The sequence below is a fragment of the Legionella antarctica genome (assembly GCF_011764505.1).
In the GTDB taxonomy this organism is placed as follows: Bacteria; Pseudomonadota; Gammaproteobacteria; order Legionellales; family Legionellaceae; genus Legionella; species Legionella antarctica.
Map to the genome: position 1 here is coordinate 1412809 of NZ_AP022839.1, position 24603 is coordinate 1437411.

Consider the following 24603-nt stretch of genomic DNA (forward strand, 5'->3'; position numbering starts at 1 on the left):
TAAATTAGTATCTCAGGATGAAATTCGGTTGGAGTTGCAGCAATCCGTGACGAAGCTCCCTTATTGTGGGATGGTAGCATAGAGCGCCACTGCAGGCCACTCCTGGCATGAAGGAGCGTAATTGCCAAGTGATCTTGTGAAGAGGATCTTTGACTAATTGTTTCGTGGGCATTGTGGTAGGGACAGTAAATTCTTTGGTGGGATAAGAAAGACCAAGTCCGCAGGCTTTAATAAATGCTTCTTTTTGTGCCCATACATGAAAAAAAACAGCAGGTTTTAATTTTGTAGGCACTTTTTTAAACTCTTCAAATTCCTGAACCGAGAATAGAGTTTTTGCTATGCCTTCGTAGGGGCGCGCAGAGTAATGCTCTACATCTACACCTAGAGGGTGGCCTTTGCCTATAGCTAACAGGGCAAGGTCCCCAGTATGACTTATATTAAACTGCAGTTTTTGTGAGTTTATTACAGCTGGTTTACCATGAGAACTGTAGGTAAATTCCAAGCGTTCTGGGGCGGTATTCAGATATCGCCCCAGAATAATTCTCAAAGCAGTCCTTGCGGTAGTAAAACGCCGCCTATGCCGGCTAAAGTAAAATCGGTCGCCTCGAGCTTTCTCATCTACACTTAACAGTTGATAGGAAACGTTTAATTCATGCTGCAGGGAAAATTGCCATAGATCAACGCGTGATTCATTTAAAATACAGTTTTGTGTGTTTAAAGGGGTAAATCCTGTAATTGTCATATGATGTGCTTTGAATCTGGCGTCAGTTAACGGTTAAGAGTATCATATACCATGAATTTTAATTTACCAAAGAGTAATCAATGAGCCGACAATTTTTGGATTTTGAGCAACCTATAGAAGAGTTGAATCAGAAAATTGAAGCACTTCGTATGATAGGTACTGATAACGAAGTAAATTTAAGTGATGAAATAGCGAAACTTGAAGCTAAATGTTCTGATTTGACCTCCCATGTTTTTTCTAATTTAGAACCTTGGCAGATCGCACAAATGGCCAGACATCCCCTCAGACCCCAGACTACTGATTATATTGAACGTATTTTTACCGACTTTCAGGAGCTGCACGGCGATAGAAGTCATTCTTCTGCCCCTGCAATTATTGGTGGACTGGCGCGCTTGAATGGTGAGCCTGTTATGGTTCTAGGTCATCAGAAAGGAAAACGTACTAAAGAAAAAGTATACCGCAATTTTGGGATGGCTCGTCCTGAAGAGTATAGAAAGGCATTGCGCTTGATGAGAATGGCTGAGAAATTCAATGTTCCTATATTTACTTTTATCGATACGGCGGGAGCCTATCCTGGTATTGGTGCTGAAGAAAGAAACCAATCTGAGGCTATTGCGCGAAACCTTTTTGCCATGTCACGATTTAAAACACCAATTATTTGCACTGTAACTGGTGAGGCAGGTTCTGGGGGAGCATTAGCCATTGGAGTAGGGGATAGAGTATTAATGCTGCAGTTTGGTATTTATTCTGTAATTTCTCCTGAAGGTTGTGCATCGATATTATGGAAAGACGCCGCAAAGGCCTGTGAAGCTGCCCGAGCTATGGGGATTACCGCAAATAAAATAGCTGAAAATAAACTAGTGGATATGGTTGTCCCTGAGCCTTTAGGAGGTGCTCATCGTGATGTTGATGATATGGCTCGCCGCTTGAAAATAATATTAACTACTGAACTACATGAATTGCAAAAATTGCCAGCAGATAAATTGATAGAGCTTAGGTATCAGAAATTTATGGCTATGGGGGCCTGTGACTAAGTCCTTACTTAATGCAGAATGGATAGCTCGCCTTAGAGAGTTCAATAAATTAATTATAGGGTTTAGTGGCGGACTGGACTCTACAGTATTACTGCACGTACTTGCTACCCACTCTTTATTACGTCATAAATTAATCGCTGTACACATCAATCACGGCATTAGCTCAAATGCTGAGTATTGGCAAAATCATTGTGAACAATTTTGTCTGAATTCAGGGATTGATTTTCTTGCTCGTTCGGTACAGTTTGATCGTTCTGCAAATGTAGAGGAACAGGCGAGAATTGCGCGCTATACAGTTTTCTCATCTTTATTAGAGGCACAGCGGGATTGCTTGGTTTTAGCCCATCACCAGGATGATCAGGCTGAAACCGTGCTTTTGCAACTTTTTAGAGGAGCGGGTGTAGATGGTTTAGCTGCTATGAGTGAGTTGAGTGCTTTGGGACTGGGAGCATTAGCCAGACCATTGTTAATCTATTCTAGAGAACAGCTTGAACACTATGCGGCCAGTCATCAATTAAAATGGATTGAGGACGAAAGCAATCTAGAGATTAACTATTCGCGTAATTATTTACGTCATCAAATAATGCCTCTTCTGTTAAAAAAATGGCCTGGAGTAGCAGGGAATATAGCCAGGACTTCGATTCATTGTCAGCAAGCCAAAGCTAATTTGGATGATCTGGCTATTGGTGATAATAAAGAGTTATTGGTTCCCAGGAATTCGTTATTTATTGAGCCTTTAAAAAAATTAAGTACAGAGCGATTGACGAATGTGTTACGTGTTTGGTTGAAAAAAAATCAAATTCAGTTGCCTTCTACAGCTACATTCCAACGATTGATTCATGAGTTGATATGTGCTGGTTTAGATGCGACCCCTATAGTAAGCTGGGGTGAGATTCAAGTACGTCGTTACCAACAGCATCTTTATTTGGACAAAAAAAAAGAACTTAGTTTACCGAATTGTATTGAGTGGACAGAGTTTCCATTACCTTTGGCTCTAACAGAATATAATTTTTATGTAACTGCAAAAAAAACAAAGCAGGGTTTAATAGTTCCTCCAAAAGCTAAAGTTGTGCTTAGGTTTCGAGAGGGGGGAGAGCACTTCTGTTGGCATGGTCAGACCAAGCAGTTAAAAAAATTATTTCAGGAGTGGGCTATCCCTCCTTGGCTAAGAGCTAAAATTCCGTTACTTTTCATCAATGATGAGCTAGCAGCAGTAGTGGGATATGCTGTTAGCGATTTATTTTTTTCTAGTAATTCTTCTAAAGCCTGGCTATTAGTAACCAATAGTTAACTATATATGACCATTTATCCTATTTATTAAATAATAGTTAATTATTATAATCGGTTAAATGGTACTAATTGATCGGTGGATTTGGTTTCGTTTATTGCCCCGCCTTCTAATAACAGAGGTTATCAATGATCCGACTTAAATTCGAGACGTGTCGCAATTGCTTGCCATATTCAGAAAGCCAGCCATCTTTAAGTATCTTATGTTTGCTGACGTATAACTATACTCATGGAGCAAGTCGCGATACCTCGAAGACTAATTGACAGCGGCTTTATAGCGAAATAAAAATCCTCCTACAATTTATGGAGAATCGTAATGCCCTTTTTTAACGTGTTTTGGCTATTAAGTTATATTTCTATTGCTTCTTTTTCTGCAGCAATCATTACTCCTGCCTTACCAGAAATTCAGCATCAGTATGCTTTACCTCAAGGTCAGGTTGAGTGGGTAGTCTCTGCTTTTTTAGTTGGTTATGTATTTGGTCAGCTGATTTATGGACCTCTTGCAAATCGGTTTGGGCGCATCATTGCTCTACGTACCGGTTTAGTTATAAATCTTATCGGTATTCTAATTTGTTTTTCTGCCTTTTTCCTACGTTCATACCCGATATTAATCATGGGAAGGTTTATTAATGCCTTGGGTGCTGCAAGTGGCTTAGCATGTACCTTTATGTTAATTAACGAATGGTTACCTGCTGAGCAAAGAAGAGCAGCAATGGCCTACACCATATTATCCTTTACACTCGGTATTGGATTAGCGGTAATTATAGGGGGAGTAATTACTCAATACAGCCATTGGGAGAATTGTTTTATACTTCTGTTAGGGCATGGATTGCTGATGCTTTATGGAACAAAAATATTTGATGAAACATTAACTACACCCGAAGCAATTAATTTAGGCTCCATAATTAACGACTACCGGAGCGTTTTAACTTCAGGCTCCTTAGTAGTCTATTCTCTGGTGGTTGGTCTTTGTTCTGCAATAGGATATTGCTATTCAGCGGCTGGACCACAAATAGTGATGGAATGTTTTCATTTATCACCGGCAGAATATGGCTATTGGAATCTTATTAATATGGTGGGAATGTTAGTGGGGGGATTATTGGCCAAGGAGCTATTACAAAGGTATGGGGCTGATAAAGTAGTTTTCTTGGGTTTGAGTGGCACTGCATCAGGTTTAATGTGTATGATTTGGATGGTCTATTCAGGAAATGACTCTGTCCTTTGGTTTTTCACCAGCACTTTATTAATGTATTTATTTAGTGGTTTATTGTTTGCCGGTGGTTCTTATATTGCTTCGAACGCAGTTGATGATAAAGCCAGCAGTGCTGCTATGATGAGTTTTATCAATATGATCAGTGCGACCCTTGCGGTAATAGCTATGGGTTATATAAGTAGTTCGCCTTTGTATGCCTTTATAGGAGTGTTGGGAGGTTTCTGGCTGCTTGTTTTTGTGGTTTTATTCGTTCATAAAGCATTAACTATCAATATTCGAGGTGTGAAGGTTGATTTATAGGAGTCATTAACCCTCTCTTGTTGCCCATAGTTACTTTGGGGAAACAAGAGAGTTGTTAACTAGATATTTAGAGCTAATCAAAAGTGAATTAATTGATACTTGTAGAAACCGTAGGCCATCAGAAGGACGCCTATAATAGCGGATATTATTGGTATAACATAATATCCCCATCCAGAATTCATTTTTTTGGTAACATGTACCATGTATTCTGGTAAAGACAGCCACAGTATCGATTTAATCAATAAAAACCAGGCTATAAATGTAATTAATATTTCTGTATCCCATACCCAGATATTATGAATAATAATGAGAATAACACCCAAAATTAATCCTAAAGAAGCAGCCAAAACGATAACAGAACTATCTCCTTTATAATGGCTTAATAGATTTTGATAATAACTACCGCGAGCAACCATAATAATGGCAATAATAACCAGATACAGCCCTATGGCTTGTGCTAAAAATAAAGAATGTAATGAGTCCATAAAAAAATCCTTTTTAATTGTTTTCTATGCTAAGTCTAGTATAGAAATATAGAAATTAATTCCATTGAAATAATTGTACCCCAAAAATTCTTTTCTTAATAGCCAGGTCGTAACTTGCGAGCCTGGCTTGTTAATCATTCTTTAATAAACAGAGTAACTAGCATTCTGGCAAATTGACAGCCAAACCACCCATTGATGTTTCTTTGTAGATACTTTGCATGTCCATTCCAGTCTGTTTCATCGTTTTAATAACTTTATCCAGTGAAATATGATGTTGCCCATCACCTATGAGAGCCATTCGCGTAGCATTAACTGCTTTTACAGCCCCCATTGCATTACGTTCAATACAGGGGATTTGTACTAGTCCCAAGACGGGATCACAGGTCATTCCCAAATGATGTTCCATGGCAATTTCAGCTGCATTTTCTACCTGCTCGATAGTACCGCCAAGTACCGCGGTGAGACCTGCTGCGGCCATAGAGGAGGCAACGCCTACTTCCCCTTGACAACCAACTTCAGCACCAGAAATAGAGGCGCCTTTTTTATAGAGGATTCCAATAGCGGCTGCGGTAAGAAAATAAGTGTAGATGTCCTCATTATTCATTTTATCATGAGCCATTTGGCAATATTTTAGTACCGCTGGAATAATTCCAGCGGCGCCATTGGTCGGTGCTGTGACGATGCGTCCTCCAGCGGCGTTTTCTTCATTGACCGCCATAGCATACAGATTCAAATGGTTCATGATGTCTGATTGTTCAAAAATACTTTTAATCCCTTTTTGATCCACTAATTTTCTATAGAGATCGGGAGCTCGTCTTTTCAGATTAAGGCCGCCAGGTAAGATTCCATCGTGCTTGCATCCGCTCACAATGCAGTCATCCATTACTTTCGCTATAGCCATAATTTCGCGCTGAATTTCTTCTGGAGTGCGCCAGGTCTGTTCATTTATCATCATTAATTCAGCAATGGTGATTTTATTTTCCTTACACAATTTTAATAACTGTTCTCCAGTTGAGAAGGGATAGGGTGGCGGATTAGAGTCTTCGGTGGCTTTATTAAAATCTTCTTCGGTGGTGATGAAGCCCCCACCAATTGAATAATAAACTTGATCAACTAACAAACTACCTTGATCGTCGAAGGCAGAAAAGTGCATCCCGTTAGTATGCTTAGGTAACAGTTCTTTCTGCAAAAATAGAAAGTCAGTGGCTTCGTTAAACGTGATATTTTTTCTGCCAGCCAAATTAAGCGTATGCGTGTCACGTATTTCGTGCATCCGAGGCACCATGGATTCAGGAAGAACGGTTTCAGGAGCTTTATTCTCAAGGCCGTTTAAAATTGCTTTATCCGTACCATGTCCTTTACCAGTTAGGGCTAAGGAGCCATAGAGTTCTACTTTTATACGCTGAGTTTTTTCAAAAAGATGATGTGATTCAAGTAACTTTAAAAAAGCATTAGCAGATAGCATTGGACCAACAGTATGTGAACTCGAAGGGCCAATACCAATAGAAAATAAATCAAATACACTAATGTTCATACGATTAAATCCCATGTCTATTTAAAGGCAAGTGTAGAAGGATAAACGGTATTTGTCTATTTGTAATTAAATAGTGGTTTTGGCTGGTAATTTTATGGGAATTTAGGCAGAATGAATGGGCATTTTTACAATGTTCTATCTTTCTGGTTGTACAGTAGGGAAGATAAGTAATCAAAGAAAGACTAAAAGGGGATTGTTTATGAAGATGAAATTGGTCACTGCGGCCGTCATGGGGCTGGCAATGTCAACAGCAATGGCTGCACCCGATGCAACATCATTAGCTACAGACAAAGATAAATTGTCATATAGTATTGGTGCTGATTTAGGTAAAAACTTCAAAACTCAAGGTATTGATATCAATCCAGAAGCATTAGCTAAGGGAATGCAAGATGGTATGAGTGGTACTCAATTGATTTTGACTGAACAACAAATGAAAGATGTTCTGAATAAATTCCAGAAAGATTTAATGGCAAAACGCTCTGCTGAATTCAATAAAAAATCTGATGAAAACAAATCAAGAGGTGAAGCGTTTTTAAAGGAAAATAAAAGTAAAACTGGTGTAATTGTATTACCAAGTGGTTTGCAATACAAAATTATTGACTCTGGTACTGGCGCAAAACCTGGTAAAACAGATACAGTAACTGTTGAATATACTGGTCATTTGATTGATGGAACTGTATTTGACAGTACAGAAAAGACCGGTAAACCGGCAACATTCCAGGTATCACAAGTTATTCCTGGTTGGACTGAAGCGTTACAATTAATGCCTGCTGGTTCTACCTGGGAAATCTATGTTCCTGCAAACCTTGCCTATGGTTCACGTAGTGTCGGTGGCCCAATCGGTCCAAATGAAACCTTAATCTTTAAGATTCATTTAATTTCAGTAAAAAAACCTGCTTAATGTTTCTTTTATTCACCCTGAACTCCGTTTTCAGGGTGAAGTCTTTTTTATAGGTAATTCAATTGAGCGGTTTTAAAAAATGAATAAACGTTTGTTTATCGTTTTCATTTTAGGTTTTTCTTCTGGTTTGCCAATGGCTTTAATCAGCAGCACCCTTCAAGCATGGTTTTCCAGTAATGGCATGTCCATACTTGCTACCGGTGCGTTAAGTTTAGTTAGTTTACCTTATGCCTATCGTATTTTCTGGGGTCCCATTTTAGATCGCTACTCGTTGTTTGAGATGGGTAAAAGACGGAGTTGGATCATTACTATGCAAATACTCTTGCTAGTAGGATTTAATCTAATGGCATGGTTTACTCCTGAACAATACCCTAAATTTATAGCTTTTATAGCTTTAATCCTTGCTTGCTTTTCAGCTACACAAGATGTGGCAATTGATGCACACAGAGCAGAATATCTTCCTCCTAATCAACATGCGCTAGGAGCCTCTTTGGCCGTATTTGGCTATAGATTAGCTTTGTTGTTATCTGGTGGTCTGGCCTTAATTATGGCTGAAAAACTAGGATGGGCTTTTACCTATCGTTTCATGGGCTTCGCTATGCTAATCGGGAGTTTTGCTGTCTTGCTTAGTCAGGAACCTTCGATAAAAATTAAAGAAAAAAATAGTTTTGCTTTCTCGTTTATCGCTCCAGTCAAAGAATTATTAACTCGTCCGGGAGTTATCCCTCTTCTTTTATTTATTTTTTGTTACAAATTAGGTGAGGCCTTTACTACCACGACCAGCGGTATTGTGATGCCATTTTTGATTCAGGGACTAGGATTTTCTCTGGAGACTATTGGTTATGTTAATAAAATGTTGGGTATAGCTTCTATTTTATTAGGAGGATTGACTGCAGGGTTTTTATTGCTACGCTATAGTTTATATCGAGCTTTGTTTCTCTTTGGATTCTTACAGGCACTGACAAATTTATTATTCGTGGCCTTGGCAATACAGGGTAAAAACATTACTTTATTATCTATTGCAGTTTTTTCAGATAATTTTGCCGCAGGTTTGGCCTCCACTGCTTTAGTTACTTTATTTATGCGTTTGGTTAATAAGCAGTTTACCGGAACCCAATTTTCTATGTTAGTTGCCTTATCAACATTACCCCGAATTCTTTCTGGCCCTATTGCTGCCAGTATTCAGATGAGTTTAGGATGGGTGGGTTTGTATGAGCTATCTATCCTGCTTGCGTTGGCTTTTATTCCTTTTTTAATTATGATTAAAGATCAAACTAAAGGGAATTCACCACTTGAAATTCAATCACAGGAGAACTTAAACTCCAAGGTGAAACAAGCAACTTTTTGATTTTATCCCTTTGTAACTGGTAGCAAATAAAAAATATTTATATTACTCATCATAAATGAATTTCTGCTGATTTTTATATGAAGCTGTTTCGCGTGTATTTTTCTACCAACAGAACCGTTTATGTGACCACAAAACGACCCTTAGTAACATTTCAACCATGAAACTCAAAAGGTGTGTTCCAATTCCATATACTGGCATATTAAGTGGTTTTATAGAGAGAAATAAAAACCACTTACGAGCATTGAAAAATGCGAGTATAAAAATCAGCACTTACAGCAAAATCAAAAATGCTTGGTAGTCTGGCGTATAAGCGGTGAGCTATCTCATGATAAACTTTTAACTCATGAGGTTGGACAATGTGTAAGAGATCTGCTTTTGTTATTTCATCCATGGGCTTTTCACCTATCAGGGGATAAACATCACGTACAAGACTTTTATAATGACGATCGCGTGATATAGCTTTCCAACGATGAAGATTTTTAGATGCCAAAGTTTGGCAATTCCTCGGAAGCATAATTGCTTTTGTTTGTTGAAAGAAGGATAAAAAACCTTACCCAAAGTGCTCGCGGTTATATGCGAAAAATAACGAATAGTTGAGAAAGGTTTGAGAAGTAGAAGTCAGTGTTATTACAATAAGAATCAAGGAGTTATGTGCCGTTTTGAACCATTGAGAACTGTTACAAAATGTCTCAATGGTACCGAGGGTCGGACTCGAACCGACACGATGTCACCATCACCGGATTTTGAATCCGGCGCGTCTACCAATTCCGCCACCCCGGCACGCGCGGTCATTATAACAAAGTTACGGAATCTAACAATGCCCTGAACGAATTATTATTTAATAAATATTTAAGCAGGTCTTGAGTTAATGCTGTAACTCCGAGGCAGGTCTTCTCAAACTGATGTAATTAGACTAAATTGGTATCCATCCATCCATCCATCAGCTCTAATCTAATTTGATCCTTATTAAAACTTAGGTCTAATTTGACTTTTATCCCAGGCTTACCAAATAATAGGATAGTAAATAGTGTCAGGCATATTGATGTTAAAGAAGTTAATGAGGTACTTATGATAAAGACTAATGCTCTATTTATTGGATTATTTTTTGTAAAGTTTAGTACCGTAACCCTAGCCACTAGTTGTCCTGATCCTCAAACTACTTCTTTAAGATGGGGCGTTCCCCCAGCTCCATGGCTTGAGAATCCATTTTCACCTAATCGCCCTCAAGGTGAAGAGAATACTCGATTTATAGGTGCTAATATTCTGGTGGCAGGGTATGGTCAAGGAGTTGTTTGTACCTATACCAACTCAGTTGGTGACTATTCTATATGGTGGCAAGTCCGTACCAAAATACCAGCTCGTATAGATTATAATTGGATAGATACCCCTGGGGGTTTTATTTGTACTCAGGGTTTGACCGCGTGTCAGTTTTATACGGCTGGATAATGGTGTTAGGAAATAGCCAAAATTTGGGTTTTTTACTTCCAGAGCCTATAATTTATATACAGGGTTAGAAACACACCGTGGCTGAAATGGCTTATCATTTTAAACAAAATATTCTGCCATTAACTGATTCATCATATAAGGGTTATCAATCATGAAACAAATAGATAATTCCCCAACGCATTCAGGATCAGATGTACCATTAAGTGACGATACACCGCAGGCTATAATCTTTAAGCAGGTTATACTAAATAAACTATCGACGATGAGACAGAATATACAGCGTCTTTTATATGATAAAGCTTATCCGGAACGAGCTGAATACGTTCAAAGAGCTAACTTTATATATGCTTTGATGTTTAAGATTAAAGAAGGCTACACGTCTAATGATAATCTTCTGGCTTTTATTAATTCAATTGAAAAAGAATATCCACTTGCTGGAAAAACAATTTCCGATGTTAAAAATATGCCAGAAATGCAAAAGGAATAAGAGCCCCCAACAATAAAGAAATTAGTTGAGGGTTGTTATAAGGCTAATCAAGTATTAAATCCTATCTTCAGTAATATTAATCATCATTTCTAATGATTTTTTAGCATTGTCAATAACCCACTGCTGATTGTTTAAGGTAAGCCTGTTTCTGGTTCCAGTAAATTCATTGATCACATCTCCAGCTTTTACTTCGTTATAAGCCATACTTTTACCTTGGCGCAATAGATCAATGAGGGCGACGAGATGAGGTGGATCATTACGTGACATGGTCGCGCAGCCACAGCCTACCCCTTTTTCCTCACTATTTTTTGGTGCTTCAGCCAAATTAGTTACTTTAATACCTAAATTTTTACAGTATTGCTTTAGATTTTCTACCATATGGTTTTCAGTACCAATGGCATATTGCTTTGTTCCAGCACGATCATGAACCACATAATCCCAGATAAATGCAGTAGAACCTGAGTGTTGAGCCACTTTGATAACCTCGTTACGGCATTCAGGATGAACTATAGTGGTATAGTTTTGACTGTGCCAGTAGTCACACATTTCAGGCTGGTACACTGTATGGACAGCACATTGACTTGCAAACAGAATTAACTCAGCTTTATCAAATTGGTTTAGAGTTTGTTGATCCTGGTCTGGGAGGGAGTAGTGAGCTCCTGCAGTTCCTCCTGGCCAATAGGCGAGATTTTTTATTCCTAACCAATAAGCTACATTTTCCCCCATATGCTGATCAGGAATGAACAGAATTTTTTTATTTTTTTTCTGCGCCCACTGAACTATTTTTTTTACATTAGAACTGGTGCACACTGCTCCACCTTGTGCTCCAGTCATTGCTTTAACCCGTCCAGAAGTGTTCATATAACAGACGGGTAAAATATTGTCAGCGCCATAACGTTCATTTAAATCCAGGAAGGCGGGCTCAACCATAAAGTCTTTAGCGAGCATCTCCATCGTGCATCCTGACTTTGGGTTTGTTATATAGACTTGTTGATCAGAACTTGCCAAGATGCTGATTGATTCAGCCATAAAATGAACGGCTGATTCAATAATCACTGATTTTTCGGGATGATTTGCTGCCATTAAAGCTAATTGGTAGGAGTCGCCAATTTTACCGCCAAATTGTTCAATCAATCTCACAATATCACCACCCATATAATAATGGGCCAGTAATAATAATTTATCGCCAAAATGATTTTGTGCTTTTTTAAGATAGGGCTTCATCCATTCCAACACGGTAGTGAGTTTACGATCGGGTAAAGCCTGATACTCCTGTGCATAAGGAATAAAATCTTCTTGATACCAGTCGATAGGGTAATCACTTTGACAAATGCTCATATCATTGTGGATATGCATTAAAGTGGTTTCTGGTTGGTAATCGGTAGAATGTTCAAACATCACGTGTACCTCTGGTAATTGGGTAGGTGGTTAATTGGTGATTAAATTAATTCTTATTCCAAGGAATCCATTGGCCCCAGTTTAGCAATACTCTCTTGTGCCTTGGCATTTTTCTTGGGGAAGTCTTCGCGAAAATGCCCTCCCCGTGACTCCCTTCTGGATAAGGCAGCTCTAACAATCAACTCCGCATTAAGGATGATGTTTCTTAGCTCAATAAAGTCTCGGGTAATGCAATGTTTCCAGTAGTACTCATCGATTATTTTTTTACGTTTCATTATTAATTGTAGCAAATCCTGGAGCCCCGCTTCAGTTCGAACGATTCCTGCATAAGAGGTCATTTCTCCCCTTAAACCTCGCCATTGGGCATTAATCTGGCTGGCGCGCCTTGCATTAACCTCCCCAGGGGAACTCCAGTTAGATATTTTATCTCCAGATTTTATTGGAGTAGAGATGTCTTTGAGAGTGCAACGAGCTGCATTGGCACCCATAACCAATGCTTCAAGCAACGAGTTACTAGCCAGTCGATTGGCACCATGTAAACCTGTAAAGGCCACTTCTCCTATAGCATATAAACGCTTTAAGTCCGTTCGGCCATCGATGTCAGTAAGTACACCACCACATTGATAATGTGCTGCAGGGACAACGGGTATCATATCCTGGCTCATATCAATGCCGATAGATTGAAGCGTGTTATAAATTTGAGGAAAACGTTTTTTTAGAAAATTTTTACCTTGATGAGTAATATCCAGATGCACATATCCTGTCTGACTTCGTTCTATTTCACTAAAAATAGCTCTTGCAACTATGTCTCGAGTAGCCAGTTCAAGCTGCTCAGGTGCGTACTGCTTCATAAAGCGCTCACCTGTTTCAGGGTTTCTGAGCAATGCACCTTCTCCTCGGACTGCCTCAGAAATCAAAAAATTATTCAGGGAGTGGTGATGTAGAAGGGTAGGGTGGAATTGATAGAATTCCATATTTCCAACTCGTGCCCCGGCCCTGTATGCCATAGCAACCCCATCGCCCGTTGCAACCATGGGATTCGTGGTGTACCGATAAGTTTTACCAGCTCCTCCAGTTGCCAAAACCACACAGTTTGCCAAAAAAGTATGAATGCGATTAAGCTCACAATCTAATATGTAGGCTCCTACTACTTCACCTTGATTGTCAGTTCTATGCGGGTGGTACTGAGTGATTAAATTAACAGCTATGTGGTGTTCAAAAAAATGTATTTGGGGTTGTTGTTGAGCTAGATGGTTCAGCGTTTGAGTCAGAGTTAAACCCGTTTGATCACCACAGTTAAAAATACGGCGATGCGAGTGTCCACCTTCTTGAGCCAGGTTAAAGCTGCCATTGCTATTATGCTTGAATTGAACAGCATACTCACCCAATTGTTTGATAATTTCTGGACCTTGGCGAATGATAAATTCTACTGCGGGTAAATAGCAAAGACCGTCGCCAGCAGTAATGGTATCAGCAATATGTGACTCCAGCGAATCTTCAGGGGAAAACACTGCAGCAATCCCACCCTGAGCGTAGCGACTATTGCATTCTATAGACTCTGCTTTACTAATTAAGGCAATTTTAAGGTGCGGTTGGAGGGCTAGTATTTGTAAGCAATATTGTAACCCGGCCAATCCGGTGCCTATAACCAGGACATCAAACTCAAAACTCTGTCCTTGTTGTGACAGGTTATTCATGAGAATGCCTTGACCAATTGAGTAGCCAGACCGGTGTAAGTTGCTGGTTTCAAAGCAGTTAACTGTGCTTTTGCCTCATCAGGGATGGATAAATTCTGAATAAAGTTTTTGAGACTGTCCGCATCAATACCCTGCCCACGGGTTAGGGCTTTTAATTGCTCGTAAGCCTCTGGAACGTTATAGCGACGCATCACGGTTTGTACTGCTTCAGCTAGTACTTCCCAGTTATCCTCTAAGTCTTCTGCAAGTACGCGTTTATTGATTTGTAACTTGTCATTTCCTTTGGTTATGGAATAGTACGCGATCAAACTGTAAGAAAAGGCCACCCCTATATTACGCAGCACGGTAGAGTCTGATAAATCTCGTTGTAAACGTGACTGAGTTAACTTATTGGCAAAATGAATAAATAAAGCATTAGACAGCCCTAAATTTCCTTCGGCATTCTCAAAATCGATAGGATTCACCTTATGAGGCATAGTCGATGAACCTACTTCAGCAGCAACTGTTTTTTGTTTGAAATATCCCAAAGATATATAGCTCCATATATCTTGAGTATAATCCAGTAGGATATTATTAATTCTCACCATAATTTGCGATACCTCAGCAATGCCATCATGAGGTTCAATTTGAGTTGTATAGGGATTGAATGATAATCCCAGCGAAGTAACAAAATTAGCGCAATGTTTACGCCAGTCAACTTCAGGATAAGCAACAACATGAGCGTTGTAATTGCCAACAGCTCCATTAAATTTAGCAGGGATCAGAACCTCTGCTAATTGCTGTTGTGGTCTTTTAAGGCGAGCGACAAAATTGACCAATTCTTTACCCATGGTTGTCGGAGTAGCTGGTTGACCATGGGTTCTTCCCAACATGGCAACATCACAATGTTGTTTACCAAGCAGGGTGATTCCACCCATAATTTCAGCCAGGGTAGGCTGAATTACCTGAGCAATGGCTTGTTTAACCATCAAGGCATATGCCAGGTTATTAATATCTTCAGAAGTACAGGCGAAGTGAATGAAGCCTACGATTTCTTTCAGTGCTTTATTGTTCTGAAATTTATCCTTAAGATAATATTCTATGGCTTTAACATCATGATTCGTTTGTCTTTCAAACTCCTTTATTTTTTCAGCCTCTGCTTCATCAAAATTAGCAATGAGATCAGATAAAAATTTCTTGGATTGAGTATTTAATGAAGGTACCTCGCTAATCGCTGTATTGGCGGCCAATGACTCAAGCCAGCGGATCTCAACCATTAAGCGATAATAAGTCAGGGCAAATTCACTAAAATAGGGGCTTAAAGTTCTGGTTTTTTTAATATAACGACCATCTATGGGAGAGATTGCGTTTAAAGCTGTAAGTGTCATAGGTAGCTTGCCCAAATGATAAAGCACATATGATATTAGAAGCGAGGCAAGATGTGAATTAAACTGAGAAATTATATAGCAAAATTAACATATTTTTGTTCCATGTGCGTATAATACCCTCAAACGCTAACAAGTTAGGTCATTATTTATGAAAACGATAATTGAATCATACCAGGCTGGATTGTTTCAAAAAAAATATTGGCTGCAGAATATTATTTCTGGAGTGATTGTTGGGGTGGTTGCATTACCTTTGGCTATGGCATTCGCTATCGCTTCAGGAGCCAAACCTGAGCAGGGATTGTATACGGCAATTGTTGCTGGCTTGATTGTCTCTATCATGGGTGGAAGTCGTTTACAAATTGCAGGACCCACAGGTGCTTTTATCGTAGTATTATCTGGTATCACTGCCCAATATGGTATTTCCGGGTTACAAATTGCTAGCCTGATGGCAGGGGTTATGTTGCTCTTTTTTGGTCTGGCTCGTTTTGGGGGGATTATCAAATTTATTCCCAATCCTGTGATTATTGGCTTTACCTCAGGAATTGCTGTAGTTATCTGGGTAGGACAATGGCAATATTTTTTTGGTTTACCTGCCGTCAGCGGTCATCATTTTCATGAAAAACTGTGGCATTTAATTCAGTCATATCCTCAGTTGAATGTACCAACTACTGTTTTTGGTTTATTTGCATTATTGTTAGTTCTCTTTTCTAATAAATTGCCTGGGTTGAAACGTGTACCTGGCCCACTGACTGCCTTGACTGTTGCTACTCTTTTGCAATCCGTATTTCATTTTGAAGGGGTTGCTACCATAGGCAGTATGTTTGGAGGGGTTCCACAGGGTCTACCCTCTTTTGAAATACCTGATATATCATTTGACCGAGTGATCGAATTAATGGGGCCTGCCTTTACTATTGCGATGTTGGGCGCTATAGAGTCCCTATTATCTGCGGTAGTTGCAGATGGAATGGCAGGAACGCAACATGATTCTAATCGGGAGTTGGTAGGACAAGGGGTTGCCAATATATTAGCTCCTTTATTTGGTGGGTTTGCCGCAACAGGTGCAATTGCCAGAACAGCCACCAATATTCGAAATGGTGGGAACAGCCCTCTATCGGGTATTATCCATTCGGTAACATTGATTTTAATTGTTTTATTCCTGGCGCCTTTAGCTGTTAATGTTCCTTTGGCCTCGCTTGCAGCCATTTTGTTTGTAGTTGCATGGAATATGAGTGAAGTAAAGCATTTTATTAAATTGCTCCAAGTGGCTCCAAGAGCGGATATAGTTGTTTTAATAGTAACTTTTTTCTTAACTGTATTTGTTGATTTGGTTATTGCAGTGAACATAGGTGTAATCATCGCTATTTTACATTTCATACGTCGAATGGCATCCAGTGTTGAAGTACAGCAAATGACTGAGCAACAGCTCGCTCAGGAATTGCAACAACAAAACATACCTGCTTTACCAAAAGAAGTATTGGTTTACTCAATTGAAGGTCCATTTTTTTTCGGTGCGGTAGAAGTGTTTCAACGTGTTTTGGCAGTGACACATACTGATCCAAAAATCCTGATTCTAAGAATGCGCTGGGTTCCTTTTAGCGATATTACAGGATTACAAACTTTGGAAGAAGTTATAAAAGGCCTACATAAACGGGGAGTAAGAGTTATAATGAGTGGAGCCAACTCCCTGGTAGAAAGTAAACTACGGAAGATGGGTATGATTATGCTCATTGGAGAAAACAATTTTTATAAAGAGTTTTCTCAAGCTCTTGCAGCATGTCATATTGCGCTTTCTGACAATAGCAATAAAGATGGCTTTAGCGAAATCTCTGTATCTCATTTACTCATTTAATTATTGAGATCTATTAACATAGAATATGAAGTGGTACTGAGACAACTTAAAATCATTTTCTGTATAAATCCCCTACGTCCCGCGACTTGTTCGCGGGATCCAGTTAGATCCCATAAAACAAAAAACTCTTATGTTTTGTGGGGATTTCTGGATGCCGCGAACAAGTCGCGGCACGTTGGAATTTTAAAGACGCATTGTCAAGCCTCCAAAATATCTCATTTTAAATTCTCTAATGCTCATCATTTTAAATCATTTAGATAGACATCAAAGGTTCTAATTCCAATAGACTAACAATTTAAGTAGAATGACTATCATTTTAAGGATTTGGGGTAGTTATGACAGTCAAAACACATACTATTAATCTTGCACAGCTAGGTATGCGAGATCTGGAGCAGGTTGGTGGTAAGAACTCTTCTCTTGGTGAAATGATCAGTCATTTGTCATCAGCAGGCGTTGCTGTCCCCGGTGGCTTTGCAACTACTGCAGATTCATTCAGGGAGTTTTTATCATGTGAGGGTCTTGATGAGAAGATCTATGAACAATTGATTGCTTTAGATACGGAAGATGTTTGTAAGTTAGCAGTAGTTGGAAAAAATATCAGAGACATGATCGTCAACACTCCTTTTACCCCTGAATTTGAAAACGCGGTTCGTGCAGCCTATGAAACCCTTGCTCAGCAAATTGGACATGATAACTTTAGTGTTGCTGTCCGCTCCTCGGCGACAGCAGAAGATTTGCCAGACGCTTCTTTTGCTGGGCAACAAGAAACTTTTTTAAATATTAAAGGGGTTGACTCAGTATTAATTTCAATAAAACACGTTTTTGCCTCTTTGTTTAACGACAGAGCCATTGCTTATCGGGTTCATCATAATTTTTCCCATAATGAAGTAGCTATATCCGCAGGCATTCAACAAATGATCCGCAGTGATTTGGCAGTCAGTGGTGTCATGTTTACGATGGATACAGAGTCTGGTTTTGATCAAGTCGTATTTATTACCTCTTCCTATGGATTAGGAGAAATGGTGGTGCAAGGAGCGGTGAATCCTGATGAGTTTTATGTGCATAAACTAGGAGTAAAAGCAGGCAGGCCTGCTGTGATTCGTAGAAATCTTGGTTCTAAAGCACTGAAAATGATTTATTGTGATGATCCCAATCTTGATAGACGAGTTAAGACAGTCGAGGTAGATACCGCAGAACGATTATTATTTTCCCTAAATACTGAAGAAATAGAGCAATTGGCACGTCAGGCATTAATAATAGAAAAACACTATGGCCGCCCTATGGATATCGAGTGGGCTAAAGACGGCATCAATGGGAACTTGTATATCCTGCAAGCTCGTCCAGAAACAGTAAAAAGTAGAGATAACAAACAAGTTTTAGAACGGTACACCTTATCTAAAAGAGGTAATGTATTAGCTGAAGGACGCAGCATTGGACAACGGATTGGTCAAGGTAAAGCCCGAATTATAAAAGACATCAGTGAAATGCATAAAGTGCAACCGGGAGATGTATTAGTCTCTGATATGACTGATCCAGACTGGGAACCCGTTATGAAACGTGCTTCTGCTATTGTTACTAATCGAGGAGGAAGAACCTGTCATGCTGCAATTATTGCTCGTGAATTAGGTATCCCCGCTGTTGTGGGATGTGGTGATGCTACCAAAACCATAAGAGATGGAGATGATGTGACTGTAAGTTGCGCTGAAGGGGATGCAGGCTTCGTTTATGCGGATATATTACCATTCGAACGAGTGAGTCTTGACGTAGATACGATGCCAGAATTACCGATGAAAGTGATGTTGAATGTAGGAAATCCTGAAAGAGCGTTTGCGTTTCAGTCTTTTCCTAATGCGGGGGTAGGCTTGGCGCGTTTGGAGTTTTTGATATCCAATACTATAGGTATTCATCCGAGGGCATTGCTTGATTTCGATATCCTGGAGGACCTTGAGGTTAAAAAATTTATCACTGAGAAAACTGCAGCTTATGCTTCGCCTGTTGAATATTACATTGAGCGATTGAAAGAAGGAATTGCAACCATAGCTGCTGCCTTTTATCCAAAACCAGTTATTGTAAGATTGTCAGATTTTAAATCTAATGAATATGCAAATCTTGTTGGCGGAACGTTATACGAACCACACGAAGAAAATCCTATGCTGGGTTTTAGAGGAGCTTCCCGCTATGTTTCCTCATCATTTGCTAAGTGTTTTGCTCTTGAATGTAGCGCCGTAAGACGAGTTCGTGAACAGATGGGATTGACTAATGTCGAAGTGATGATTCCTTTTGTGCGGACTGTCTCTGAAGCCAGTAATGTCATCCAGGTATTAAAAAAAGAGGGACTTGAACGTGGTAAACATGGTTTGAGGATCATCATGATGTGTGAATTACCTTCCAATGCCTTGCTTGCAAGTCAATTTTTAGAGTATTTTGATGGTTTTTCTATCGGGTCCAATGATTTGACTCAGTTGACGTTAGGGTTAGATAGGGATTCCGGTCTGGTGGCTGCACAATTTGATGAGCGTGATGAGGCGGTAAAAGCTTTATTACATATGGCTATTTCAGCTTGTAAAAAAGCAAATAAATATATAGGAATTTGTGGACAGGGGCCTTCAGATCATCAGGATTTTGCGCGATGGTTGATGAAGGAAGGGATAGATAGTGTCTCTTTAAATCCTGACTCAGTATTACAAACTTGCTTATTTCTAGCGAAACAATAAATTTATTTTGCGTAAGGGATAGAGTCATGCGTATTTCAAAATGGTGGATAATTTTACTAGGTCTATGTCCTGTGCTCGCATTTGCCTCTGAGAATGGGGATCATGCGGACCCGGTCGCTTCGGTAATTTTGAGCGTGACCACTATTTTTTTCTTTGCAATTATTGGTCGTTACCTTGCCAGACGTTTTAATCAACCCGGAGTTTTAGGTGAATTATTAATGGGCGTTTTGGTTGGTAATCTATGTTATTTTTTTGGATCTCAACTGGTAGTGATTCTGCGGGAAGGATCCTCAATTTTTAATATAATGAAAGAAGTACTGCTTGGGAATTCGTTAACTCAGGCAGTGACTTCCGCAATACCCAATCCGTTTTATGCTCAACAAGTCACTCAGGCTTTGAGTTCCACGGATGGCACAGAGTACCTGAAGATCGCGTATACTGTGGATGTATTTTCACGTTATGGGGTAATTTTTCTTTTATTTATGGTGGGTCTGGAAAGCTCTGTTGAAGAAATAAAAAAAACAGGTCGGGAGTCGATACTGGTAGCAATAATTGGCGTTATTGCACCCATGCTCCTTGGTTTTGGAGTGGCATATCTGTTGATTCCCCATATTTCCCATCAATCCGCATTATTTATTGCTGCTACTTTGAGTGCTACGAGTATAGGAATTACTGCACGAGTGTTGTCTGAGTTAAAAAAACTGCGTACTCGTGAAGCAAGAACTATTCTTGGTGCAGCAATGCTCGATGATATCCTGGGTTTAATTATACTGGCAGTTGTAAGTAGTATTGTTATTAATGGCGCCGTTGATTTCATGATTGTAGCCCGAATTGTAATTAATTCGTTACTCTTCTTTATCGGTGCTCTAACTTTAGGGCCAATAATATTACGAAAAGCCGTGCATTTTTTTCGTTTTCTTGAACCATGGGAAGCAAAATTATTTATCTCTTTTGTATTTATTATGACTTTGGCCTGGTTGGCTTCATTTATTCAATTGGCTGCTATCATTGGCGCTTTTGCTGCAGGAATTATTCTTCACGATGGTTATTTTAAATCCACTAGTTCGTTTCAAGAAGAGGAACGAAGTATTCATCATTTGGTATCACCCCTGGAATCTATTTTGGCCCCCATGTTTTTTATTGTCATAGGTATTCAGGTAAAGTTAGAAACTTTTTGTCATTGGAATGTTATTATTTTAGCCAGTGGTTTGGTGGTGGCTGCAATTATTGGAAAATTAATGAGTGGCTTTGGGGCAAATCGTAAGGATGATCGTTTGCTTATTGGCATAGGAATGTTACCTCGGGGAGAGGTTGGTCTTATTTTTGCCTCTATTGGGCGAACTTTAGGAGTGATTTCGGATAATTTATTTTCGGCAATTGTTTTAATGGTGATTATAACTACCTTTATTGCCCCGCCTTTATTAAAAGCTCGTTATGCCACGAAGAAGGAAATTAAAGCATGAATATCAATTCCTTACAGGTTTGCTCAGATGTCAAAAATGCTTTATTTGAAGATGTTGGCAATGAAGACGTTACTGCGGCTTTATTACCCTCTCATCTTGTTATTGCCGCTGAAATAATTTCTCGGGAACCCATGTTAGTTTGTGGACAACCTTGGGTTAATGAAGTACTCAGGCAGATTGATAATAAAATTGAGGTTGAATGGTTGGTTTCAGAAGGTGATTGGTTAAGTACTTCTGCTACTTTATGTAGGCTTCATGGAACGGCAAGCAGCATTTTGACTGCAGAACGTACTGCATTGAACTTTTTACAAACCCTTTCAGCCACTGCAACGCAAACTTATAATTACACTCAAAACCTTAAAGACAGCCAGACTCGACTACTCGATACACGCAAGACCATACCAGGCTTAAGAATGGCTCAAAAATATGCAGTTCGATGTGGTGGTGGTGTAAATCATCGCATGGGACTATATGATGCTTTTCTAATTAAAGAAAATCATATAAAAGCTTGCGGATCAATAGCCCATGCTATTGCTTTAGCCAGACAAACTAACAAGCATCTTTTGGTTGAAATAGAAGTTGAAAATTTAACTGAGTTACGGGAGGCTTTGGATGCCCATCCAGATAGAATATTACTGGATAATTTTAGCCAATCAATGCTGGAACAGGCAGTTAGAATGAACCAACCTAAATACTGTGAATTAGAAGCTTCAGGTGGAATTCACATTGAGAACATTGCTGAAATAGCTAAATCAGGAGTCGATTTTATTTCGGTAGGCGCAATTACTAAATCAATTAAAGCCATTGATTTAAGTCTATTGGTTAGGGAAGTATTATGAAGCCAAGTATCGTCTTTACCGGAGGTGGCACTGCTGGCCATGTGACCCCTAATGTGGCATTAATTAACGAGTTTAAGCAAGAAGGCTGGAATATAGATTATGTAGGTTCTGATAACGGAATTGAAAAAGGGATGATTCAAAATCTGGGTATCCCATTTCATGCGGTTAGAAGCGGCAAATTAAGACGGTATTTTAGCGTCAAGAATTTACTAGACCCCTTTAAAATTATTGTCGGTATTATCCAGTCTTGTTGGTTATTTTATAAGCTAAGACCGGATGTGGTTTTTTCTAAAGGAGGCTTTGTCGCATTTCCAGTGGTGGTCGGTGCCTGGTTAAACCGTATTCCTATTATTGCTCATGAATCAGATATGAGCCCGGGTCTTGCTAATCGCTTGTCTTTTCCCTTTGTAAACAAAATATGCCTTACTTTTGAAGCAGCTAAAAAGCATTTTAAAAGTCAGGATAAAATTGAAGTCACAGGCACTCCAATACGTCAACAGTTGTTTGCTGGAAATAAGGCTACAGGACTCGAGTTATGTGGATTTGATGACAAGAAACCTTGTTTGCTCGCTATTGGCGGCAGCTTAGGGGCAGGTTCAATTAATCAAAGCATAAGAACAGCACTTCCCCAGTTAACACATGACTATCAGGTGATCCATATCTGTGGTAAGGGAAAACACGATCATTCTCTGGAAGGTTTGGACGGCTATTGTCAATTTGAATATGTTAACGAAGAATTAGCTCATTTTTTTGCTGCTTCTATAGTGGTGATATCAAGAGCAGGTGCAAACTCTCTTTATGAAATACTAGCACTAGGAAAAGCTCATATTTTAATTCCTATTTCTTCCCAGGTTAGTCGCGGTGATCAAATTCAAAATGCACGCTTTTTTCAGGGATTAGGTATTAGTGTCGTGATTCAGGATAAATTGTTGAATGCAGAAACCTTATTACATGCTTTGCAGGAAGTGATGCAAAATAAAAGTGACATTGATAAAAAAATCAAAGCATTAAAAATTGAATCTGCCTCTGATAAAATTGTGGCAATTATCAAGGAGCAAGCCCATGTTCAATCTCCAAGGACTGTATGAGTATATAGACCATCAGTGGCAAGAAGAAATACTGCCCAGTTTATTTGAATATATAAAAATACCTAATAAATCACCTCATTTTGATGCTCACTGGCAGGAACACGGATATATGGATCAGGCAGTGAATCATATTGCTAAATGGTGCAAAGCCTATGGTCCTAAAGGGTTGAAACTGGAGACTTTAAAATTAGAGGGGCGTACACCCTTGATCTTTATGGAAGTACCCGGTCAGGTTGATGAGACTGTTTTACTTTATGGTCATCTGGATAAACAACCTGAGATGAGTGGGTGGGATGACGATCTACATCCTTGGAAACCAGTATTAAAAGATGGTCGCCTATATGGACGTGGTGGTGCTGATGATGGATATTCAGCCTATGCTTCATTAACTGCGATTTGTGCCCTTGAAGCCCAGGGGCTACCTCATCCACGGTGCGTATTATTAATTGAGGCATGTGAAGAAAGTGGTAGTTATGACTTACCTTACTATATCGAATTGTTGAAAGAGCGAATAGGAAAACCTGCGTTAGTTATTTGTCTGGACTCAGGTGCTGGAAATTATGAGCAATTGTGGATGACCACATCTTTGCGAGGGAATGTAGTTGGTGAATTGTCGGTTGAGTTGATAAGCGAAGGAGTTCACTCAGGGAATGCCAGTGGCATAGTCGCTGATAGTTTTAGAGTGGCGAGACAATTGCTCAGTCGTATTGAAGATGAGGTTTCTGGTGAAGTAAAATTGCCGGAACTTTACTGCGAAATTCCACAGGAGCGAATAAAGCAAGCTCATCAGTGTGCTGAAACTCTAAGTGAACAAGTCTATAGTGAGTTTCCATGGCAGATGGGCGCTCAACCTGTTGTTGAAGATAAAGTGCAACTCATCCTGAATAGGACATGGCGTCCTGCTCTGACCGTCACTGGAGCAGATGGATTTCCGGCTATAGCAGATGCAGGAAATGTCATGCGTCCAAGGACAACGCTTAAACTATCCATGCGCCTTCCTCCTTTGGTAAATCCTAAAAAGGCTGCTTCTGCGATTCGAAACGCATTGACTTCAAATCCGCCTTATAACGCAAAAATAAGTTTTAAAGTAGATGATGGATCTAAAGGGTGGAATGCTCCCTTGCTGTCCAATTGGTTAGCAAAAGCTGCCGATGATGCCTCGCAAGCTTACTATAGTAAACCAGCCGCCTTCATGGGGGAAGGGGGAACTATTCCCTTTATGGGGATGTTAGGAGAACAATTTCCAGATGCTCAGTTTATGATAACGGGAGTGTTAGGTCCTCAATCGAATGCTCATGGGCCGAATGAATTTCTTCATCTGGATATGGTAAAGAAATTAACATCTTGTGTTTCTTACGTTCTGTATAGTTTTTCACAACAAAAATAATTAAAAATTTTCTCGACAGTGCCT

General features: G+C 39.5%; 20 protein-coding genes and 1 tRNA gene. 13 read left to right on the forward strand and 8 right to left on the reverse strand.

Going from position 1 to position 24603, the window contains the following annotated elements; translation table 11 throughout:
- Positions 1-4: 4 nt before the first annotated feature.
- On the reverse strand, positions 5-742 hold the full coding sequence (locus tag HRS36_RS06750) for a 4'-phosphopantetheinyl transferase family protein (protein WP_173236702.1): 738 nt from the start codon (positions 740-742) through the stop codon (positions 5-7).
- Between the two features lie 80 nt (positions 743-822).
- On the opposite strand from HRS36_RS06750, the gene HRS36_RS06755 reads away from it, so the two are divergent.
- The 3 genes from HRS36_RS06755 to HRS36_RS06765 all read left to right on the forward strand — a co-directional run bounded on the left by HRS36_RS06755 (position 823) and on the right by HRS36_RS06765 (position 4576).
- Complete coding sequence (locus HRS36_RS06755) at positions 823-1776, forward strand: acetyl-CoA carboxylase carboxyltransferase subunit alpha (protein ID WP_173236703.1); 954 nt, start codon at positions 823-825, stop codon at positions 1774-1776.
- Positions 1769-3067, forward strand: coding sequence for a tRNA lysidine(34) synthetase TilS (gene tilS, locus HRS36_RS06760; protein ID WP_173236704.1), 1299 nt, complete (start codon positions 1769-1771; stop codon positions 3065-3067). Before HRS36_RS06755 ends, tilS begins: the two co-directional genes overlap by 8 nt.
- Before the next feature lie 312 nt (positions 3068-3379).
- Positions 3380-4576, forward strand: a complete 1197-nt coding sequence (locus HRS36_RS06765) for an MFS transporter (protein WP_173236705.1) — start codon at positions 3380-3382, stop codon at positions 4574-4576.
- Positions 4577-4653: 77 nt separating this feature from the next.
- Here HRS36_RS06765 and HRS36_RS06770 read toward each other — a convergent pair whose 3' ends face one another.
- Both HRS36_RS06770 and HRS36_RS06775 read right to left on the reverse strand, forming a co-directional pair.
- Positions 4654-5061 (reverse strand): hypothetical protein, encoded by a 408-nt coding sequence (locus HRS36_RS06770; RefSeq protein WP_173236706.1) that lies wholly within the window; start codon positions 5059-5061, stop codon positions 4654-4656.
- A 157-nt stretch (positions 5062-5218) separates the two neighbouring features.
- A complete protein-coding gene (locus HRS36_RS06775) occupies positions 5219-6595 on the reverse strand; it encodes an L-serine ammonia-lyase (protein ID WP_173236707.1) in 1377 nt (458 codons plus the stop codon).
- 199 nt (positions 6596-6794) lie between these two features.
- On the opposite strand from HRS36_RS06775, the gene HRS36_RS06780 reads away from it, so the two are divergent.
- Positions 6795-7496, forward strand: coding sequence for a BamJ family beta-barrel-assembly machinery protein (locus HRS36_RS06780; RefSeq protein ID WP_173238484.1), 702 nt, complete (start codon positions 6795-6797; stop codon positions 7494-7496).
- Positions 7497-7575: 79 nt separating this feature from the next.
- Positions 7576-8844 carry an AmpG family muropeptide MFS transporter gene (locus tag HRS36_RS06785; protein ID WP_173236708.1) on the forward strand — a complete coding sequence of 423 codons (1269 nt, stop codon included), beginning with the start codon at positions 7576-7578 and terminating at the stop codon, positions 8842-8844.
- Positions 8845-9076: 232 nt separating this feature from the next.
- On the opposite strand, the gene HRS36_RS06790 is transcribed toward HRS36_RS06785, so the two are convergent.
- Together HRS36_RS06790 and HRS36_RS06795 are read right to left on the reverse strand one after the other, a co-directional pair.
- On the reverse strand, positions 9077-9334 hold the full coding sequence (locus tag HRS36_RS06790) for a phage integrase central domain-containing protein (protein WP_173236709.1): 258 nt from the start codon (positions 9332-9334) through the stop codon (positions 9077-9079).
- Positions 9335-9537: 203 nt separating this feature from the next.
- Positions 9538-9624: transfer RNA gene (locus HRS36_RS06795), tRNA-Leu, on the reverse strand.
- A gap of 288 nt (positions 9625-9912) precedes the next feature.
- Between HRS36_RS06795 and HRS36_RS06800 the strand changes: the two genes are divergently transcribed.
- Together HRS36_RS06800 and HRS36_RS06805 are read left to right on the forward strand one after the other, a co-directional pair.
- Entirely contained in the window at positions 9913-10290 is a 378-nt protein-coding gene (locus tag HRS36_RS06800; protein WP_173236710.1) for a DUF3757 domain-containing protein, read from the forward strand.
- A gap of 151 nt (positions 10291-10441) precedes the next feature.
- Positions 10442-10777, forward strand: coding sequence for a hypothetical protein (locus HRS36_RS06805; protein ID WP_173236711.1), 336 nt, complete (start codon positions 10442-10444; stop codon positions 10775-10777).
- A gap of 54 nt (positions 10778-10831) precedes the next feature.
- Here HRS36_RS06805 and nadA read toward each other — a convergent pair whose 3' ends face one another.
- The 3 genes from nadA to purB are packed head-to-tail and all read right to left on the reverse strand — an operon-like array spanning position 10832 to position 15239.
- Positions 10832-12175: a quinolinate synthase NadA gene (nadA, locus tag HRS36_RS06810; RefSeq protein WP_173236712.1), complete on the reverse strand. Its 1344-nt coding sequence runs from the start codon at positions 12173-12175 to the stop codon at positions 10832-10834.
- 53 nt (positions 12176-12228) lie between these two features.
- Positions 12229-13872 (reverse strand): L-aspartate oxidase, encoded by a 1644-nt coding sequence (nadB, locus tag HRS36_RS06815; protein ID WP_173236713.1) that lies wholly within the window; start codon positions 13870-13872, stop codon positions 12229-12231.
- Positions 13869-15239, reverse strand: coding sequence for an adenylosuccinate lyase (purB, locus tag HRS36_RS06820; protein ID WP_173236714.1), 1371 nt, complete (start codon positions 15237-15239; stop codon positions 13869-13871). The genes nadB and purB overlap by 4 nt, the downstream gene beginning before the upstream one ends.
- A gap of 148 nt (positions 15240-15387) precedes the next feature.
- Here purB and HRS36_RS06825 point away from each other — a divergent pair, with 148 nt between their 5' ends.
- The 6 genes from HRS36_RS06825 (at position 15388) to HRS36_RS06850 (ending at position 24579) form a co-directional block, all read left to right on the forward strand.
- Entirely contained in the window at positions 15388-17088 is a 1701-nt protein-coding gene (locus tag HRS36_RS06825) for a SulP family inorganic anion transporter (RefSeq protein ID WP_173236715.1), read from the forward strand.
- Between the two features lie 335 nt (positions 17089-17423).
- Positions 17424-19802 carry a phosphoenolpyruvate synthase gene (ppsA, locus tag HRS36_RS06830; protein ID WP_173236716.1) on the forward strand — a complete coding sequence of 793 codons (2379 nt, stop codon included), beginning with the start codon at positions 17424-17426 and terminating at the stop codon, positions 19800-19802.
- A 26-nt stretch (positions 19803-19828) separates the two neighbouring features.
- On the forward strand, positions 19829-21265 hold the full coding sequence (locus tag HRS36_RS06835; protein WP_173236717.1) for a cation:proton antiporter: 1437 nt from the start codon (positions 19829-19831) through the stop codon (positions 21263-21265).
- Positions 21262-22104, forward strand: a complete 843-nt coding sequence (gene nadC / locus HRS36_RS06840) for a carboxylating nicotinate-nucleotide diphosphorylase (RefSeq protein WP_173236718.1) — start codon at positions 21262-21264, stop codon at positions 22102-22104. The genes HRS36_RS06835 and nadC overlap by 4 nt, the downstream gene beginning before the upstream one ends.
- Positions 22101-23192 carry an undecaprenyldiphospho-muramoylpentapeptide beta-N-acetylglucosaminyltransferase gene (locus HRS36_RS06845; protein WP_173236719.1) on the forward strand — a complete coding sequence of 364 codons (1092 nt, stop codon included), beginning with the start codon at positions 22101-22103 and terminating at the stop codon, positions 23190-23192. The genes nadC and HRS36_RS06845 overlap by 4 nt, the downstream gene beginning before the upstream one ends.
- The gene (locus HRS36_RS06850; protein WP_173236720.1) at positions 23167-24579 is read left to right on the forward strand and encodes a M20 family metallopeptidase; all 1413 of its coding nucleotides are present in this window, start codon (positions 23167-23169) and stop codon (positions 24577-24579) included. The genes HRS36_RS06845 and HRS36_RS06850 overlap by 26 nt, the downstream gene beginning before the upstream one ends.
- Positions 24580-24603: the final 24 nt, after the last annotated feature.

Coding starts and splice junctions, on each gene's coding strand:
- HRS36_RS06750 (WP_173236702.1), bottom strand. CDS start 742: ATGACAATTACAGGATTTACCCCTTTAAACACACAAAACTGTATTTTA.
- HRS36_RS06755 (WP_173236703.1), top strand. CDS start 823: ATGAGCCGACAATTTTTGGATTTTGAGCAACCTATAGAAGAGTTGAAT.
- HRS36_RS06765 (WP_173236705.1), top strand. CDS start 3,380: ATGCCCTTTTTTAACGTGTTTTGGCTATTAAGTTATATTTCTATTGCT.
- HRS36_RS06770 (WP_173236706.1), bottom strand. CDS start 5,061: ATGGACTCATTACATTCTTTATTTTTAGCACAAGCCATAGGGCTGTAT.
- HRS36_RS06775 (WP_173236707.1), bottom strand. CDS start 6,595: ATGAACATTAGTGTATTTGATTTATTTTCTATTGGTATTGGCCCTTCG.
- HRS36_RS06780 (WP_173238484.1), top strand. CDS start 6,795: ATGAAGATGAAATTGGTCACTGCGGCCGTCATGGGGCTGGCAATGTCA.
- HRS36_RS06785 (WP_173236708.1), top strand. CDS start 7,576: ATGAATAAACGTTTGTTTATCGTTTTCATTTTAGGTTTTTCTTCTGGT.
- HRS36_RS06800 (WP_173236710.1), top strand. CDS start 9,913: ATGATAAAGACTAATGCTCTATTTATTGGATTATTTTTTGTAAAGTTT.
- HRS36_RS06805 (WP_173236711.1), top strand. CDS start 10,442: ATGAAACAAATAGATAATTCCCCAACGCATTCAGGATCAGATGTACCA.
- nadA (WP_173236712.1), bottom strand. CDS start 12,175: ATGTTTGAACATTCTACCGATTACCAACCAGAAACCACTTTAATGCAT.
- nadB (WP_173236713.1), bottom strand. CDS start 13,872: ATGAATAACCTGTCACAACAAGGACAGAGTTTTGAGTTTGATGTCCTG.
- purB (WP_173236714.1), bottom strand. CDS start 15,239: ATGACACTTACAGCTTTAAACGCAATCTCTCCCATAGATGGTCGTTAT.
- HRS36_RS06825 (WP_173236715.1), top strand. CDS start 15,388: ATGAAAACGATAATTGAATCATACCAGGCTGGATTGTTTCAAAAAAAA.
- ppsA (WP_173236716.1), top strand. CDS start 17,424: ATGACAGTCAAAACACATACTATTAATCTTGCACAGCTAGGTATGCGA.
- HRS36_RS06835 (WP_173236717.1), top strand. CDS start 19,829: ATGCGTATTTCAAAATGGTGGATAATTTTACTAGGTCTATGTCCTGTG.
- nadC (WP_173236718.1), top strand. CDS start 21,262: ATGAATATCAATTCCTTACAGGTTTGCTCAGATGTCAAAAATGCTTTA.
- HRS36_RS06845 (WP_173236719.1), top strand. CDS start 22,101: ATGAAGCCAAGTATCGTCTTTACCGGAGGTGGCACTGCTGGCCATGTG.
- HRS36_RS06850 (WP_173236720.1), top strand. CDS start 23,167: ATGTTCAATCTCCAAGGACTGTATGAGTATATAGACCATCAGTGGCAA.